Here is a 17,712-nt window from a genome sequence, read left to right as displayed (position 1 = left end):
GGGGGCCCCGTCCCATTTTTGCCACTTGTCGTCGCGGTGGCGGGCCGCATGTGCCTTGGGTGGGGGAGTTTGGGGGCGATGTGAACGGCATGTAAAGGGACGCAAAAATCGCCTCAAGGTCAACTTGAAGGTTGAGGTTGAAAGGCGGGGTGCCACAGGTGGCATCCCGCCGTTGCTGTAAACACAACATATTGTGTTTTCGAACATATGATTGGGGGTGTTTTGCAATATATGGTGGGTGGAGTGGTGGGGCGGGGTGGGGGAAGGGGTGGGGAAAGGTGTTGAAAAATGGGGCGCTTCCCCATATTATTAATGACGTCGACAGGCGGGGTGGTTCCCCGCGTACGTGCCATCTGAGTAACCGAGGGGAGGGCGCACATGGGAATGACTGGTGCATACGAGCGCAATCTCGATGCAAAAGGTCGTCTGTCCCTGCCTGCACCCCTTCGCGAGGAGCTTGGAGAGCACGTTCGCGTGTTCAAAGCCCTGGATGTCGATGCTCTGTACGTGTTCTCTGCCGAGGCCTTCGATAAGTGGGTCGAAGGACTCTTCGCGGGTCGTGAGGGCCACGAGGGTTTTAACCCGCGTGACATTAATGACCAGAAGCTCATGAGGGCGATCAACAAGCGCACCACGTCGATGGACGTGGACAGCGCCGGTCGTATCGGTCTTTCCGAGTCTCTCCGTAAGCAGGCGAACCTCGACCGCGAGGTCACGGTTGTGGGCAACTACGACCACCTTGAGGTTTGGGATCGCGCCGCGGCCGATGAGGACGATGACGATGAGGCTCTGCTGGACCTCTTCTTCTCGTAAGGGCAAGGCACGGGTAACGGATGGAGCGTGGGATCTTGACACAAGAATATCGGCATGAACCTGTCATGCTCGGCGAAGTGCTTGAGTCGCTGCGGCTAAAGAGCGGCTCCGTTGTCTGCGATTGCACCCTTGGCGGTGCCGGCCATTCGGTAAAGATGGCCGCGCAGGTGGGGGAGACGGGCCTTTTGCTCGGCGTCGACCAGGACGACATGGCCCTCGAGGCCGCTGGCGCCCGTCTGGACCGCGAGGTTCCCGGCGTTCCGCACCAGCTGCTGAAGGGCAACTTCGGCGACTTGGACGAGCTGCTTTGCTCGGCCGAGGTGCCCGGGGTCGATGGCTTCCTGTTCGATTTGGGCGTTTCGTCGCCGCAACTCGATATCCCTGGCAGGGGCTTTTCGTATAACGAGGACGCCCCATTGGACATGCGGATGGATCCGGGTAATAACACCTTAAACGCAGCTGAGGTCATCAACACCTATAACGAACACGACCTCGCCCGGATTCTACGCGTCTACGGCGAAGAGAAGTTCGCCTCGCAGATCGCGCGCGAGATCGTGCGCCGCCGCGAGCAAGAACCGATCGAAACCACCGGCCAATTTGTCGAGATCATCAAGGCGGGTATCCCGGCTGCCGCTCGTCGGCATGGCGGACACCCGGCCAAGAAAAGTTTCCAGGCCATTCGCATCGAGGTCAATCACGAGCTCGATGTGCTCGAACGAGGGCTTGATGCCGCCACCAGGTGGCTCAACCCGGGCGGACGTATCTGCGTCATCTCGTATCACTCGCTCGAGGACCGTATCGTAAAGAACCACTTTAAGGAGATGAGCCAGGGGTGCACGTGTCCGCCGGAGATTCCGGTGTGCGTGTGCGGCAACGTGCCGATACTCAAGGTCATCACCCGCAAACCCCTGGTTGCCCAACCCGATGAGGTTGCGCGCAACCCTCGGGCGAGATCAGCCAAGATCCGCGTGGCGCAGCGTCTGTAGACGCGACCGCGCGATATTGGACCTCCCGCTCGCACCATAAACGAAGCTTAAACACACTACCAACGTACTCGGGATGGGAGGCGGCATATCATGGGCTACAACACTTCAAACGCAGCACTCGCCTATGATATGAGCGCCATGCCCGCCTATCGTGAGACACCGCAGGCTCCCGCTGCTCCCCGCGAGCAGCGCACGCCGCGCTTTGATGTCTACACGGGCGCGGGCCGTCAGGCAAACCAGGCGGTAAGCCCGGTTTTCATGAGCGTTCTTAAAACGTTTTGCATCATTGCGGCCATCTTCATGACGATCGGTGTCGCCCGTGTGGCGCTCGCCGGCGTTACGGCCCAGGTGCTCAACAGCAATGCCGCGCTTACCAACACGCTCGAGAAGGCGACCGATGAGAGCTCCGACCTGGAGGTCATGCATTCGGTCTATGGTGCCGACACGCGCATTCGCGACCTTGCGGGCGCTTATGGCATGGTGGAGCCCAGCGAGAGCGTTACACTTGATTTTTCGCAGGATGCAGCCGCGGGCGCCAGCTCGACCGCGACCGCTCAGTAACAAGACGGTAGCTGAGTATGACAAATGACTATCGCCGCGGCTCCGACCGGGGTCGCGGTTCTGGACGTCCCTCATCGCGGGGACGTTCTGGTTATCAAGGAACGGGTCGGCCATCTTACAACGCGAGACCGTCCTATGGCAACGACCCCGCGTCGCGTCTCCGTGGCTCGAGTGGTCCTCAAATGCATAACACCAGACCGCGCAAGAGCTCGTCGACCGAATGGCTCACGGGCACGCCGCTGCCCCGTCGCAAAGCCGTCATGGGCTTCATCGGGTTTGGCTTGGGCTTGGGCGTCCTTCGCCTTGCCGACTATCAAATCGTGGAAGCCGATAAGTTACGCGACCGTGCCGATGCACGTCGCTTGCTTGCGCAGACGCTGTATGCCAAGCGCGGTACCATCTACGACCGTAACGGCAACGTGTTGACGTCGTCGGTCGAATGCCGCAACATCGCCGTGAATCCTCAGCTTATCGAGGACGTTGACAAGACGGTCTCGGCACTGGTCAAAGCTACGGGCATCGATAAGAAAACCTGTCGTGATCTCGTTATGTCCGATGGCACCTGGGTGTATATCAAACGCCAGGTGGACGAGGACGATGCTGCGGCGCTGGAGAAGAAGAATCTGCCCGGCGTGCTCTTTGAGCAGGCCATGAAGCGCGTATATCCTTATGGCAACCTGGCATCGCAGGTGCTTGGCGTGGTAAACGTGGACAACGACGGTCTGACGGGCCTGGAAAAACAGTACAACAAGCTTTTGACCGGAACGAACGGTTCGCTGGTGCGCGAGCGGGCGAGGGACGGTAGCTATATCGCGGGCGGCGCCTATAAAAAGGTGGCGGCGGTTGACGGCGTGGACATCGTGACGACGCTCGATGTCAATATCCAGCGTGCCGCCGAGGACGCCCTGGCCGAGGCAGTCGAAAAGACCAAGGCCAAGAATGGCTCGGCCCTGGTCACCGATCCCACGACGGGCGAGATTCTGGCGGCATGCTCGTATCCGACATATGACCAGACCGATCTGGAAAACGCCAAGACCGAGGACATGAACTTGCGTCTGGTTACCGATGCCTACGAGCCCGGCTCGGTCTTTAAGACACTTGTGGCCGGTGCCGGCTTCGACTTGGGCGCCGTGCGTTCGAGCACGTCGTTTGAGGTGCCGGCGAGCATTAAGGTCGGCGACGACACCGTTACCGACGCCGATAAGCGCGACTACACCATGACCATGGACGTGCGTGAGATGATGCGCCGTTCGTCCAATGTGGGCTTTGTCCTGGTGGGACGCAAGATCGGTGCCGATGATTTTGCCACCTATGTGGACAAGTGGGGCATCGGTCATAGCTCCGGTGTCGATTTTCCGGGTGAGAGTCTGGGTATCGTCAAGGAGCGCGACCAGTACGACGGCGCCACGCTGGGCTCGATGAGCTTTGGCCAGGCGCTGTCCGTCTCGCCGATTGAGGTCGCACGTGCCGTGGGCGGCATCGCGAACGGCGGCGTGATGATGACTCCGCACTTCTATAAGTCCAGCAAGGGCGATGAGAAGGACTGGGGCGAAGGCGAGCGTGCGATTTCGGAGGACGCTGCCGCCCAGGTGACATCGTGCATGCAGACGGTCGTGTCCGAAGGCACGGGCGTTGGCGGTGCGGTCGATGGCTATGACGTGGCGGGCAAGACCGGTACGGCCGAGCGTGCTGACGAGAACGGGGGTTACCTCAAGGAGAACTATATGTCGTCCTTTATGGGCTTTGCGCCGGCACAATCGCCCAAGGTGCTGTGCTATATCACACTCGATGGAACACCGAGCGGCTCGGATGCCGCCGCGGTGCCATTCCAGTCCATTATGGCCAACGCGCTCGACGTGCTGGGTATCCCGCGCACGAAGTAGGGGGTTACAATCTTGAGCGTGGTCTGCCGTTTGATCTGAAGGGTGTTCACATGCCCTGCACCACGCGCGCATGGCACTGGGATACAATACGCCGATAGCATTATTAGGTTTACAGGGGAGCTGCAATGATAGAGATCGCCGTCAACAACCTCGCGGCCTCAACGGGGGCCCGAACCGTGACGGAAGAAGTCGATCGAGTATGCCGCGGGTGCGTTATCGACTCGCGTCAGGTCGAGGAGGGGACGATCTTTGTCGCCTTCCCCGGCGAAAAGGTCGACGGCAATGATTTTGCCTCCCGTGCCATCGAGTCGGGTGCCGGTGCCGTCGTGATGACGCGCGAGCCCGATGCCGAGCTGGTTTCGCTGGCGCAGGACAAGGGATGCGCCATCTTGCTGACCGACGACCCCGAGGAGTTCTTGCTGCGCCTGGCGCATGTATATCGCTTGGAGCTTGGCTGCCTGGTCGTCGGCATTACCGGGTCGATTGGCAAGACGACGACCAAAGACGTGCTCGCCGCCGTGCTCGCCAAGCGTTATCGCGTCTGGGCCACGAAGGGCAATTTCAACAACTTGATCGGCATGCCGCTCACGGTGCTTTCCGCTCCGGCCGATACCGAGGTTCTGGTGCTCGAGATGGGTATGAACCATTTTCATGAGATTGAGCGCCTGTCCCAGTCTGCCAACCCCAATCTTGCCATTGTGAGCAAGATTGGAACCTCCCACATCGGTATCCTGGGCAGCCGCGAGAACATCGCCCGCGCTAAGGCCGAGATCGTTCAGGGCATGTGCGCCGCCGGCGACTTCTCGCCGTTGCTGGTTTTGGGCGGCGAGGACGACTTTACGCCGTTCATTCGCGATACGTTCGCCCAGCCTGCGGGTATTGACGTGATGCTGGCCGGTGTCTCGGACGACGACGAGGTCCGCGCACGCGACATTCGCGTCGACGACGAGGGCCATCCGGTCTTTACGCTCGACTTTGGTCAGGGCGACACGGTCGATACCATGCTGGCCATTCCCGGCGTGCAGTCCGTGCCCAATGCCGTCAAGGCCGCCGCGATCGCCTATCGTCTGGGCGTGACGCCCGAGCAGATCGATGCTGCCTTTAGGGGCCTTACGATCACCGGCCACCGTCAGGAGATCAAGCGCGCCAAGAGCGGAGCACGCATCATCGACGACTCCTACAACGCCAGTGCCGAGTCTATGGCTGCCGGCCTCGATTTGCTGTGCTCGCTTATCTGTGACGGTTCGCGCATGGCGATCTTGGGCGAGATGGGCGAGATGGGCGACGAGGCTCCCCGCATGCATGAGCTCGTGGGCGCCTATGCCGCCGCCAAGAAGCTCGACATGCTCGCGTGCGTCGGCGGCGAGCTGGCTCAGCTCATGGCCGATGCCGCACGTATGATGGGTATGGATGAGGACCGCATCCAGGTGTTCTCCGATTATCAGCAGGTGCTCGACCGCATGGGCGGCGCGCTTGAAAATCATGATGTTGTACTGGTCAAGGGTTCCCGTTTCGTTGAGCTCGACCGCTTTGTGGAAGGTGTGTGCTAGCCCATGTTCGGCAATCCCTCGTATCCTACGTATCAGGCCTTTTTGGGACTTGGCATCGCTGCCGCCATTGCGTTGCTGCTTATGCCGTGGTGGATTAAGCTGCTGAAGGTCGAGGGTATCGGCCAACAGGTCCGAGCCGACGGCCCCAAGCGTCATTTGATTAAACAGGGTACGCCCACCATGGGCGGCGTCATCATCCTTGTCGCGATCTCGCTGACCTGCCTGCTGATGGGCAAGCTCACCACCGAGCTCGTGCTCGTGCTGCTTGCCACGCTGGCCACCGGCGTTCTGGGTCTCATCGACGACCTGACCTCCGTCACGCATGGTCGCTCGCTCGGTCTGACGCCTCACGCCAAGATGATCGGTCTGACCATCATCTGCGTCACTTTTACCGTGCTCGCCGTCAATTGGTGCGGCGTCGCCCCCGAGATTCGTTTTCCCGGCGGCCTGACGATTGACCTCGGTGTTCTTTCGACCACCATCTGCGGCCTTTCGTTCCCGTGGCTCTACATTGTATTTTGCTGGCTGATGATTGCCGGTCTTTCCAATGCCGTGAACCTGACCGATGGTCTGGACGGTCTTGCCGGTGGCACTTCCATGATCGCCATGCTCGCCATGGCCGCCATGGCGTTTTTGCACGGTGACGTGAACCTGTCCATCTTCTGCACGGCGTGCGCCGGTGCCTGCCTGGGCTTTTTGTGGTTCAATTGCTACCCGGCGAGCATCTTTATGGGCGATACCGGCTCGCTTGCTCTGGGTGCCGCGTTTGCCTGCACCTCCATCATGACCAACACCGAAGTCGTTTCCCTCATCATCGGCGGTCTGTTTATCGTCGAGACCCTGTCGGTCATGATTCAGGTTGTCTATTTCCACTTTACGCACAAGCGCGTCTTCCTTATGGCGCCCATTCATCATCATTTCGAAAAGAAGGGCTGGGCCGAGACCAAGGTCGTTATCCGTTTTTGGATTATCGCCGCGGCCTTTGGTGCCGTTGGCCTCGCCCTGTTCTTCCAGTTGGGATAGTGGTCTTTCATGCCTCTTGCTGATGTCTTTAGCCTGCTTGTTTTGGGGCAGGGTAAATCCGGTCTCGATGTCGCCCGTTGGGCGTTGGCTCACCCCGAGCGCGTGAGCGCCACGACCGTGTATGGCGGCGGTACCTCCGAGCCCAATGACGCCACACGTGCGCTCGAGGCGCAGGGCGCGTCGTTTGTCTACGGCACCGAGCAGGTCGAGGGTGCCTATGACGTGTGCGTGACATGCCCGGGAATCTCGGAGTTCTCGGCTTTCTTTAAGGCCGGGCGTGAGCATGCCGCTCAGATTATGGGCGAGCCCGAGTTTGCCTATCGCCTGTCTCCCCAAAATTGGATCGCCATCACGGGCACCAACGGCAAGACAACTACCACGTCGCTGACCGATTATCTGCTCAAGGCCGCCGGTGAAGCCAGCGTGGCCGTCGGCAATATCGGTGAGCCGCCGGTGAACGAGATCGACGGCCGCGCACACAATGAGTGGTTTGTGGCTGAGCTGTCGAGTTATCAGATTGCTACGACCGCCGAGCTTCATCCTCGCGTGGCGGTGCTGCTCAACATCACGCCCGACCACCTGGGCTGGCACAAGAGCCACAAGAACTATGCGCTTGCCAAGATCAAGTTGTTCGAGAATATGGTCGACGACGACCTCGTGGTTATCGACGTTGAGGATGCCGGCATCCATGAGTTCGATGAGTACATCTATACGCCGGGTCGCCGCATCTGCAAGGTCGCTTTTGACGAGCCCGAGGGTGCAGACGCCGCCTTTGTGCGCGACGGCAAGATGGTCGTCCGCCTGAAGGGCGTCGAGACTCAGCTTGTCGCCACGTCCGAGCTCAAGATCTCGGGCCATCACAATGTCATCAATGCCTTATGTGCCGCCACGGCTGCTCTGGCCGTCGGTGCCGATCCCGAGGGCATTTGCCGCGGTTTGGCATCGTTCCAGCCGCTCGAACACCGCGTGGAACCCTGCGGCGAGATCGATGGCGTGCGCTATGTCAACGATTCCAAGGCAACGAACACCGATGCGGTCGAAAAGGCCCTGACGGCGTTTCCCGACGACGATGTGATTTTGCTGCTTGGCGGCCACGACAAGGGTACGCCGCTTGCGGACTTTGCCCGCGTCGTTATGGACAACGTGCGCTCGGTCGTTTGCTTTGGCGATGCGCGCGAGCGCTTTACCGCCGCTATGGACGAGGCCGATGTCGATGGTGACGTGGATATCGCCCAGGCCGATGATCTGCGCGATGCCGTTGACGTTGCCCGCTCGCTCTCGAGCCGCGGCGACGTGATTCTGCTTTCGCCCGCTTGCTCTTCGTTTGACGAGTTCTCGGGCTACGAGGAGCGCGGTCGCGTGTTTAAGGACTGCGTTGCCCAGCTTGCCGCAGCAGCGAAATCGCAAACGGAATAGGGGTTGCCGGTGAGAGAGGAGAGCCCCCGAAGTGATATGAGGAGGCCCGACTCGGACCGTGCTTCCTCGCTGCGTAGCACGCCGCGTTCCGGACGCGGCGGGCAGACGTTCAGTGAGCGCTATATTGCCGGCGTCCCCGCCCGCATCATGCGCCCCCGTTTGATATTTATGGCCTGCCTGTTTAGCTTGGTTTGCTTCGGCTTGCTGATGGTGTACTCGGCATCTTCGGTCGAGGCGCTGCACGAGAATGGTTCGGCGACGTTTTTCCTGTTTCGACAGGCCGCGTTTGCCGGAGTTGGCGTGCTGGCTATGGTTGCCATCGTGCGCGTCTTGCCGGACAGTTGGTTTGGGGAAGACGTGCTCAGGATCTTCCTCATGGGCATGATGGGGCTACTGGTTCTGGTGTTTTTTATGGGTAGCGGCAGTCGTGGCGCCACGCGCTGGCTCAACATCGCCGGTATTCAGTTCCAGCCGTCTGAGTTTTTAAAGCCGTTCGCCATCGCGTATTCGGCAATCATGCTCGACCGTATCTTTTCGCCCGGCGGCAACATCAACGAGTTTCTTCGCAAGATGGGCGGCTACCTGGGAATTTCGCTCTTCCTGATCTTTGTTCAGCCCGATTTTGGTACCGTCCTGATCATTTTGTTGACCCTCATATGCATGGCGTTGTTTGCGGGATTGGACCCCAAATATATCGTTTGGACGGTCGTTGCCGGCATCGCTGTCATTGCGATTGCCCTTATCGCCGAGCCGTATCGTATGACGCGTGTCCAGGTTGCTTGGAATCCTTGGGCAGACGAATATGGTGACGGCTATCAGGCCACGCTTGCCATCATGGCGTTTGCCTCGGGCGGACTGTTCGGCCGTGGTATCGGCAACTCCACCATGAAGTACTCGTATTTGCCCGAGGCACACAACGACTACATCTTGGCTATTATCGGCGAGGAAGTTGGCTTTATCGGAACCGTGCTGTTCTTCTTGGTGTTTGCGATGTTGGTCTACTCGGCGTTTCGCATTGCCGAGCAGGCGACTGACCGTCGCGGAGCACTTATGGCATCGGGTTCCGCGGTCATCCTTGCGGTGCAGTTTTTGATTAACGCGCTGGGCATTCTCAATGTGTTTCCCATGACGGGCAAGCCGCTGCCGTTTATTAGCTACGGCGGCTCGTCGATTATTGTGTCGCTCATGCTCGCTGGTCTGATCCTGCGCGTTTCGTATGAGAGCGCCCGTCGCGATGAGTACGACCGTCGCCGCGAGAGCTTTGCCGTTATGGATGAGAGTACCGCCGGCGTGCCCCACGTGCGTGGCGAGCGATCTTCGCGTAACGGCTTTACCGTCCTGGATGGCTCTGCGACCGAGCCGGCGGCCCGTCCGCGTCAGCGAACAGCGCCGCAAGGTCGTCCGCAGCGCCCCACTCCTCGCAATGCGGGCGGCGGATATAATCGAATCGATTTGAATTCGGACCCGTCGGCGCGTTTGCGCACCGATGACCAGGGGCCGCGTGTACGAAGGGATTACCATGACCGATAAGATGACCGTTGCTATTGCAGCTGGCGGCACGGCAGGACATATCAACCCCGCGCTCGCCTTGGCCGAGGAGCTGCGTGACCGCGGTCATCACGTTGTGTTCGTGGGCCAATCGCGCAAGCTCGAGGGTCGTCTGGTTCCCGAGGCCGGATTCGATTTTGTGCCCATCACGGTTACGGGCTTCGATCGCTCCCGTCCTTGGACGGCGCTGACCTCGCTGTGGCGCGTCAACAAGGCGAAGCGTGCGCTTGCTCGTCACTTCTCGAAGGTCGGTAAGCCCGATGCCGCTATCGGCTTTGGTGCTTACGTTGAGGTTCCGCTGCTGGGTTGGTGCAAGGGCGCCGGCGTTCCGTATCTGCTGCACGAGCAGAACTCTGTTCCGGGTCTGGCCAATAAGATGATGAACTCGCATGCCGCCCGCGTGTGCATTTCGGTTCCTGCGGCCCGCGCGGTCTTTGAGCGCGAGGGCGACCCCGACCATGTGCTCATGACGGGCAATCCCGTGCGTCGTTCGGTGATTGAGGGCGATCGCGCTCGCGGTCGCAAGACGCTCGGCGCGCCCGAGGACGCGACGCTTCTGCTCGTCTTTGGCGGTTCACTTGGTGCTCAGCATCTCAACGAGCGTGTTGCCTCGCTCAAGGGTGAGCTGCTGACCCGCGAGAATCTCTACATTTTGCATTCGACGGGTGCCGACGGCTTTGAGGAGACCGAGCGCGCTTTGGCGCTGACGCCCGAGGAGGCGAAGCGCTATCGTGTCCAGCCCTACATCGACAACATGGGCGATATGCTGGCTGCGGCCGATCTGGTGCTCTCGCGTTCCGGTGCCTCGAGCGTGGCCGAGATTGCCGCGCTTGCCGTGCCCTCGGTACTCGTGCCGTATCCGCACGCCACGGCCGACCACCAGACCACGAATGCGCGCTACCTGGTCGACGCCGGTGCCGGCGTGCTATGCGCCGATATCGATATCGATGCCCCAGCCTTTGCCGACGAGCTGCTGCACCTGATCGATGACGCTGCGGCGCGTGATGCCATGCGTCAGGCGGCGCGTGGCTTGGGCCAGGACCGTGCCGCCGCACTTTTGGCCGACGCGGTAGAGGGATTGCGTTAGTTAGACGGGATATCGCCGGTCGCCCTCGCGCGGATGCGGTAGGTGCGGTACAGTTAACGGGTTACAGGCAGTGTTTACGCAAGGAGTACACGAGCACATGGCTGATTCCCAGACTGCAACCTCAGCGCCCGAGTTCAAGAGCGCCCACTTTATCGGTATCGGTGGCGCCGGCATGAGCGGCATCGCCCTCGTCCTGCACGAGCGCGGTTATACCGTTACCGGCTCCGACCTTAAGACGTCGCGCTATATTCGCCAGCTTACCCGCGCCGGCGTGAAGGTCCACGTGGGCCACGAGGCTGCGACAATCGACGAGGTCAAGCCCGACGTGGTTGTTGTCTCCACCGCAATTCCCGAGTCCAACCCCGAGCTCGTGCGTGCCCGCGAGCTCGGTATTCCCGTGTGGCCCCGTGCCAAGATGCTCTCGGCCCTGGGCCACGGCTACACCACCATCGCCGTTGCCGGCACGCACGGCAAGACCACGACGTCTTCAATGTGCGCCACGATGCTCGATCGCATGGGTCTGGACCCCAGCTTTTTAATCGGCGGCATCGTCGAGGGCTACGACACCAACGGCAAGAACGGCTCGGGTGACTACTTTGTCGCCGAGGCGGACGAGTCCGACAGCTCGTTCCTGTTCCTGAACCCCAACGTGGTCATCGTGACCAACGTCGAGGCCGACCATCTCGATCACTACTCGGGCATCGAGGAGATCGAGGCCACCTTTGCCAAGTTTATGGGGCTGGTGGGCGAGGACGGCACCGTCATCGTTTGCGGCGAGGACCCGCATCTGGTCGAGCTTGCCAAGTCGACGGGCCGTCATGTGCTTTCCTATGGCTTTGCCGAGAACAACGACATCGTCTGCGTACATCCGGATGTCAAGGGCATCCAGAGCGACTTTATCGTTCGCTTTGAGGACGGCACCGAGCACGCTGTCGAGATTAAGAGCAACCCTGGTCGTCACAACATGCTCAACGCTACTGCTGTCTTGACCGTCGCCCATGTCTTGGGCCTCGATATCGACGCCGCCGCTAAGGCACTTTCGAGTTTTGAGGGCGTCCGCCGCCGCTTTACCCACGTGGGCGATATCGACGGCATCACGGTGGTTGACGATTACGGCCATCATCCCACCGAGATCAAGGCGACGCTCGCTGCTGCCTCTTCGCTGGGCTACAAGCATGTCGACGTCGTGTTCCAGCCGCACCGCTATTCGCGCCTGCAGGCTCTGTGCGATGACTTTGCCGATGCCTTTGCCAACGCCGACAAGCTGCTGCTGATCGATGTGTTCTCCGCCGGCGAGATGCCGATTCCGGGCGTTACCTCCAAGATGCTCGCAGATACCGTTCGCGCCAAGCACCCCGGCAAAGAGGTCGTGTACTGCTCCAGCCGTCTTGAGCTCAACCAGGAGCTTGAGAAGCTCGTGGGCGAGGGCGACCTGCTGCTCACCATGGGTGCCGGCGACGTTACGACCGTCGGCCCCGAGTTCATCGAGTATCTGACTGCCAAGAAAGACGCTTAACCCCTATGGGTCTGTTTAACGCCGTCATGGCGCTTTCGGGCATGATCGACACGGACGTGGTCGAGGACGAACGTCTTGCGCGCCATACAAGCTATCGAATCGGCGGCAAGGCCGACCTCTTTGTGACGTGCCATAGCTACCATGCCCTGCGTCGCGCCGTGGCGGTGCTTGACCGCGAGCAGGTGCCGTGGGTGATTATCGGCAAGGGGTCCAACCTGTTGGTTGCCGATGCCGGCTATCGCGGCGCCGTTATTTCGCTGGGACGTGAGTTTCAGCGCACGGTTGTTGCCGATGACGGTTGTACGCTGACGGTCGGTGCGGGCGTGATGTTTGCGCGCCTGGTCAACGATGCCCTGTCGCGTAGCCTCTCGGGCCTTGAGTTTGCCGTTGGCATTCCTGGTTCGGTCGGCGGTGCGATATCCATGAATGCCGGCACACGGACCGAGTGGATTGGCTCGCTGGTTGAGGATGTCGTAACGTTTGACCCGGCATCCGGTATCAAGCATTATGCGGGGTCCGAGATCACTTGGGACTACCGCGAATGTAGCCTTCCCCGCAATGAGATCATCCTCGAGTGCGTGTTCAAGCTTAAACCGGCGCCCAAGGCCGACATTCGCGAGCGCATGGAGCGGTACCTGACGAGGCGCAAGCGTACGCAGCCCATGGGTCGCGCATCCTGCGGGTCTGTCTTTCGCAACCCGCCCGATGCGAGTGTGGGCAAGCTTATCGAGGATTGTGGATTAAAGGGTTTTTCGATTGGCGGCGCGGAAGTTTCGCCCGTTCACGCTAATTTTATCGTTAATAACGGAACTGCCTCGGCCGATGACGTTGCCGCGGTTATCAGACATGTGCACGGAAAGGTGAGGGAGGCGTATGGCATCGAGCTCAGACCGGAAGTTAAATTCCTCGGCTTCTAGAGCATCGAAACCCACCTTCCGCCGCGCCGGAGGGCGTTCCGGCGCGCCTGCCAAACCTCAACGCAATACCGTCGCGCACTCTAAGTCTGTCGGGCATGCTCGACAGACCAGTCGTCCGGTCGTCGGCTCGCAGCTCGGTAATCGTCCAGCCGCAAAAAAGTCCTCGCGTCCCTCGGTGACGTCAAAGCCTGTTATGGGCGCCAAGCCTGCCCGTCCCATGGCAGCTCCCAAGCCCTCGACGGGAACTAAAGCGGCGCGTCCAGGTCGCACGCTGGGCGCATCGAAACCGCGCTCGCTGACATCGGTGCCGGCTACCGCCAAGAAGCCTTCGAGTAAAAAAGGTTTCAACCCGTTATCTTCACTTGGAGCGATGGCAAATAAAACATCAGACGCCGCTTCTGTCGTTACAGGCAAAGGCAAAATCGTGGGCGGCGTTCTGGCCGTCTTGGCCGTGCTCGTCGTCGTTGCCATCGTGGTGATCAACTCTGGATTGTTTACTGCCACTGATATTCAGATTCAAGGCAGCGAGCATGTGACGAAGCACGATGCTATCCAGCTGATCGACTTGCCCGAGGGAACGTCGCTTTTTAACGTCGATCCCGACCAGATTACCGAGGATCTCAAGCAGAACCCGTGGGTTTCGGGCGTGGATGTCCAGCGCCAGTTTCCCCATACGCTTATCATCACGCCGACGGAGCGTAAAGTTATCGCCATTGCGTATATCAGCTCCGACGACCTTGCCTGGGCTATCGGAGACGATGACACCTGGATCGCCCCGCTGTCGACGTCGGTCGAAGTGGACGACCAGGGCAACGTCATCACGACAGGGCAGGGCTCAAATACCTTGACCGGAATCGATGCCGCGCTGGCGCTCGCCAAGCATTATGGCGCGGTGTTGTTGACTGATGTCTCGGCGGATGTCGCTCCAGTTTCCGGCCAGGCGGTTAACTCCAAAGCCGTTAAGGCCGGCCTGGATTATGTGCGTGGTTTTTCGAGCGAGTTCTTGGGACAAGTCAAGGATATTTCCACGCCTTCGGTCGAAGCCATCTCGGCAAACCTCAATAACGGCATTGAGGTGTCGCTGGGCGATTCGGACGATATCGCCAAGAAGGAACGCGTAGTCACCAAGTTGCTTTCGCAGGTAGAGGGCGTAACGTATATCAATGTGCGCTCTCCAGGCAACTACACATTTAGGAATGCTCCGACCTCGTAGCGCTGGTTGATGCTTTGTTGAGGGGCCATACCACGCCGTTTATCTGGTTTGTTTGGTTTTCACGGTCAATTATTTGACTGATACGTTCATAATGTGCAAACATAATACGGTTTACCTTTGCATTTACTTTCAACCTGAAGGTTAATGTGCGCAGGGGTCGACCCATGCTATGGCTATAACCTTTGTTCGGAGGACCGACATGCACGAGACAGAGATCAACAACTACCTTGCCGTCATTAAGGTGGTCGGCGTCGGCGGCGGCGGTACCAACGCGGTCAATCGAATGATCGAAGAGGGCATCCGCGGCGTCGAGTTTGTTGCCATCAACACCGATGCTCAGGCACTCGCGATCTCTGATGCCGATATCAAGGTGCACATCGGCACCGACCTTACCCGCGGCCTGGGCGCCGGCGCCAACCCCGAGGTTGGCCGCAAGGCTGCCGATGAGTCCCGCGACGACATCGCCGAGGCGCTCGCTGGCGCCGACATGGTGTTTATCACCTGCGGCGAGGGCGGCGGCACCGGTACCGGCGCTGCTCCCATCGTTGCCGATATCGCGATGAACGAGGTCGGCGCACTGACCGTCGCCGTCGTGACCAAGCCCTTCACCTTCGAGGGCCGCAAGCGTAAGAAGAGCGCCGAGGAGGGCATCAAGACCCTCTCCGATTGCGTCGACACCATGATCGTCATTCCTAACGATAAGCTGCTCGACATCGCCGAGAAGAAGACCACCATGCTCGAGGCCTTCGCGATTGCCGATGGCGTCCTTTCCCAGGGCACCCAGGGCATCACCGACCTCATCACCGTCCCCGGTATCATCAACCTGGACTTCGCCGATGTTAAGACCATCATGAAGCAGGCCGGTACCGCCATGATGGGTATCGGTACCTCTTCTGGGGATACTCGTGCCGTCGACGCTGCCCAGCAGGCCATCTCCAGCCCGCTGCTCGAGAGCTCCATCGATGGTGCCACGCGCGTGCTGCTCTCCATCGCCGGTTCCAAGGACCTGGGCATCCAGGAGATCAGCGACGCCGCCGACGTTGTCGCCAACGCCGTCGACCCCGAGGCCAACATCATCTTCGGTACCGTTGTCGACGAGTCCCTGGGCGATCAGGTGCGTATCACCGTCATCGCTACGGGCTTCTCCGACTCCAATGTCAACCGTCAGGATGAGCTCTTTGCTGCTCAGCAGTCTCAGAGCAAGGCCGCTGCCTCCGCTGAGCCGCAGCGCACCGCTCCGGCTGCCAGCCCGGCTCAGGCCGCTCCGACCCGCAACGTCGGTGGTACCGAGCTGCCCAACTTTGGCAACGACCAGTTCGAGCTTCCCGACTTCCTGAAGCGCGGTAGCTTCTAGTTCGTTTTTCTCAACGACCTGCACGGGGTGTGTCCATTTGGATGCACCCCGTTTTGTTTCTCGTTTGTAAACGAAAGCCTCCAATCTCCTTACGTTCCCTTTACGTTTGGTCCCTACCGCTGCGGGTATCCTTTTAAGGAAGTATGACAGCCGTATAAACGCGGACTGCGCGGCGACGCCGCGGTACTTGTGTTATTAGGAGGCTTTAGTATGGCAGCACGTGCGGACAACGTTTCGCGTGTCGACCATGATGGAGTTACGTTGGTGGAGGGCGCGACATCCGATGTCCGTTTTGCCTTTACCGAGCGCACCGGTGGCGTTTCTGAAGATGCGTACTCCTCGCTCAACCTGGGCTCGCATGTAGGCGATGACCCCTTTGCTGTTCAAGAAAATCGTCGTCGAGCGCTCGAAGCTATGGGTGCCACTGAGTGCGAGCATAATCTGCTCGTGCCCAATCAGGTACATGGTGACCATATCGTTACGGTGACTTCGAACGGCGCCGACGATCTTGAGGCTGTTCGCGAGCAGATTGCCGAGGGCTGCGATGCCATCGTCTGTACGGCCCATGACGTGCCCGTGCTGCTCTGCTTTGCCGACTGCGTTCCCGTGGTGCTGGTGGCCCCCGGCGGGTTTGCCGTGGTGCACTCCGGTTGGAAGGGCACGATTGCACGTATTTCTGCCAAGGCGTGCCAGGCGCTTTGCGATGCTGCCGGCTGCGATGCGAGCGACGTTTCCGCCTATATCGGCCCCCATATCTTGGCTGACGAATATGAGGTATCCCAGGAACTCATGGACCGCTTTGCCGCCGAGTTTTCGTGCATCGATGCGGGCGCTTCTCGCATGCTCGATCTATCTGCCGCCATTCGTGAGGCGTTGGTAGATATCGGTGTGGACGCGGATAATATCGTGGATACCCAGCTTTCGACTGTGCGTCAGAACGACCGCTTTTATTCCTACCGTAACGAGGACGGCACCTGTGGGCGCCATGCCGCGATTGGCGTGATGCTATGAGAAAGATCGTATCGGTCCTGAGCGCCGCTGTGCTTACGCTTACGCTGTGCGCCTGTTCTTCGGGATCTTCTACCTCTTCCATTACCGTGGCCGGCTCCACGACCTGCCTTCCTATCGCCGAGATTGCGGCAGAGGGCTTTAAGGAGGAGACTGGCATCGACGTGCTCGTTTCCGGTTTGGGCTCTTCCGCTGGCATCGAAGCCGTCAGCGCTGGCACGGCCGATATCGCCAGCTCCTCCCGTGGACTCAATGCCGACGAACAGGATCTGGGCCTGACTCCCATCGTCATTGCCCACGACGGTATCGCGGTCATCGTGAACGACGATAACCCGGTCGATAACCTCTCGACCGAGCAGCTCCGCGATATCTATGCCGGCAAGATTACTAATTGGAAAGAGGTCGGTGGCGAGGACCTGAAGATTCAGGTCATCAACCGAGACGAGGCATCCGGCACGCGTGAAGCATTCCGCACCATCGTGATGGACGGCACCCCGTTCGATCGCCGCTCGGCCGTTCTTTCGGGCACGGGCCAGGTGCGCGACGTGGTATCTCGTTCGCACGGTGCCATTGGCTACATTTCGCTGGGCTTCGTCGATAGCCTCAACGCCAAGACCTCGGTCAAGGCCGTCTCGGTCAATCATGTTGAGGCGTCCGAGAAGACGGTCGCGAGCGGCGGCTATCCCATCTCACGCGACCTTTACTTCTTTGTGAAGGGTGCGCCTTCGCAGCAGGCGCAGGATTACATCGACTATGTGACGTCCGAAAAGATGGACAAGCAGATTCGCGAGGCGGGCTTTATCCCCGTCACCAACGACGAGAAGGGGAGTGAGTAGC

Annotated in this window: 15 protein-coding genes; all 15 read left to right on the top strand. The window is 59.9% G+C overall.

Translation table 11 applies throughout. The features are described from left to right. Positions 1 to 378: 378 nt before the first annotated feature. Positions 379 to 813, top strand: a complete 435-nt coding sequence (locus DWW51_RS04265; RefSeq protein ID WP_006234269.1) for a division/cell wall cluster transcriptional repressor MraZ — start codon at positions 379 to 381, stop codon at positions 811 to 813. 20 nt (positions 814 to 833) lie between these two features. Continuing rightward, positions 834 to 1,799: a 16S rRNA (cytosine(1402)-N(4))-methyltransferase RsmH gene (gene rsmH, locus DWW51_RS04260; protein ID WP_117756997.1), complete on the top strand. Its 966-nt coding sequence runs from the start codon at positions 834 to 836 to the stop codon at positions 1,797 to 1,799. Between the two features lie 90 nt (positions 1,800 to 1,889). Beyond that, complete coding sequence (locus tag DWW51_RS04255) at positions 1,890 to 2,360, top strand: hypothetical protein (protein ID WP_117636013.1); 471 nt, start codon at positions 1,890 to 1,892, stop codon at positions 2,358 to 2,360. 182 nt (positions 2,361 to 2,542) lie between these two features. Beyond that, the gene (locus tag DWW51_RS04250) at positions 2,543 to 4,243 is read left to right on the top strand and encodes a peptidoglycan D,D-transpeptidase FtsI family protein (protein ID WP_369832559.1); all 1,701 of its coding nucleotides are present in this window, start codon (positions 2,543 to 2,545) and stop codon (positions 4,241 to 4,243) included. A 125-nt stretch (positions 4,244 to 4,368) separates the two neighbouring features. Continuing rightward, complete coding sequence (gene murF, locus DWW51_RS04245; RefSeq protein WP_117773634.1) at positions 4,369 to 5,793, top strand: UDP-N-acetylmuramoyl-tripeptide--D-alanyl-D-alanine ligase; 1,425 nt, start codon at positions 4,369 to 4,371, stop codon at positions 5,791 to 5,793. Between the two features lie 3 nt (positions 5,794 to 5,796). After that, positions 5,797 to 6,816 carry a phospho-N-acetylmuramoyl-pentapeptide-transferase gene (gene mraY / locus DWW51_RS04240; RefSeq protein ID WP_117746963.1) on the top strand — a complete coding sequence of 340 codons (1,020 nt, stop codon included), beginning with the start codon at positions 5,797 to 5,799 and terminating at the stop codon, positions 6,814 to 6,816. Between the two features lie 9 nt (positions 6,817 to 6,825). After that, positions 6,826 to 8,232, top strand: coding sequence for a UDP-N-acetylmuramoyl-L-alanine--D-glutamate ligase (gene murD, locus DWW51_RS04235; RefSeq protein WP_117773633.1), 1,407 nt, complete (start codon positions 6,826 to 6,828; stop codon positions 8,230 to 8,232). Positions 8,233 to 8,268: 36 nt separating this feature from the next. After that, the gene (ftsW, locus tag DWW51_RS04230) at positions 8,269 to 9,762 is read left to right on the top strand and encodes a putative lipid II flippase FtsW (protein ID WP_117773632.1); all 1,494 of its coding nucleotides are present in this window, start codon (positions 8,269 to 8,271) and stop codon (positions 9,760 to 9,762) included. Continuing rightward, positions 9,752 to 10,867, top strand: a complete 1,116-nt coding sequence (gene murG / locus DWW51_RS04225) for an undecaprenyldiphospho-muramoylpentapeptide beta-N-acetylglucosaminyltransferase (RefSeq protein ID WP_117773631.1) — start codon at positions 9,752 to 9,754, stop codon at positions 10,865 to 10,867. Before ftsW ends, murG begins: the two co-directional genes overlap by 11 nt. Positions 10,868 to 10,964: 97 nt before the next feature. Next, positions 10,965 to 12,383 carry a UDP-N-acetylmuramate--L-alanine ligase gene (gene murC / locus DWW51_RS04220; RefSeq protein WP_117773630.1) on the top strand — a complete coding sequence of 473 codons (1,419 nt, stop codon included), beginning with the start codon at positions 10,965 to 10,967 and terminating at the stop codon, positions 12,381 to 12,383. A 5-nt stretch (positions 12,384 to 12,388) separates the two neighbouring features. Beyond that, complete coding sequence (gene murB, locus DWW51_RS04215) at positions 12,389 to 13,300, top strand: UDP-N-acetylmuramate dehydrogenase (RefSeq protein ID WP_117773629.1); 912 nt, start codon at positions 12,389 to 12,391, stop codon at positions 13,298 to 13,300. A 424-nt stretch (positions 13,301 to 13,724) separates the two neighbouring features. After that, positions 13,725 to 14,513 carry a cell division protein FtsQ/DivIB gene (locus DWW51_RS04210; protein ID WP_231501570.1) on the top strand — a complete coding sequence of 263 codons (789 nt, stop codon included), beginning with the start codon at positions 13,725 to 13,727 and terminating at the stop codon, positions 14,511 to 14,513. 199 nt (positions 14,514 to 14,712) lie between these two features. After that, positions 14,713 to 15,867 carry a cell division protein FtsZ gene (ftsZ, locus tag DWW51_RS04205; RefSeq protein WP_055251674.1) on the top strand — a complete coding sequence of 385 codons (1,155 nt, stop codon included), beginning with the start codon at positions 14,713 to 14,715 and terminating at the stop codon, positions 15,865 to 15,867. A gap of 210 nt (positions 15,868 to 16,077) precedes the next feature. After that, a complete protein-coding gene (locus DWW51_RS04200; RefSeq protein WP_117584224.1) occupies positions 16,078 to 16,878 on the top strand; it encodes a polyphenol oxidase family protein in 801 nt (266 codons plus the stop codon). After that, complete coding sequence (locus DWW51_RS04195) at positions 16,875 to 17,711, top strand: phosphate ABC transporter substrate-binding protein (protein WP_117564651.1); 837 nt, start codon at positions 16,875 to 16,877, stop codon at positions 17,709 to 17,711. The genes DWW51_RS04200 and DWW51_RS04195 overlap by 4 nt, the downstream gene beginning before the upstream one ends. Position 17,712: the final 1 nt, after the last annotated feature.

This window comes from Collinsella sp. AF15-51, assembly GCF_003462845.1.
GTDB lineage: Bacteria > Actinomycetota > Coriobacteriia > Coriobacteriales > Coriobacteriaceae > Collinsella.
The sequence above is the reverse complement of the archived record's forward strand: the minus strand, read 5'-3'. Positions and strand labels throughout refer to the sequence as shown.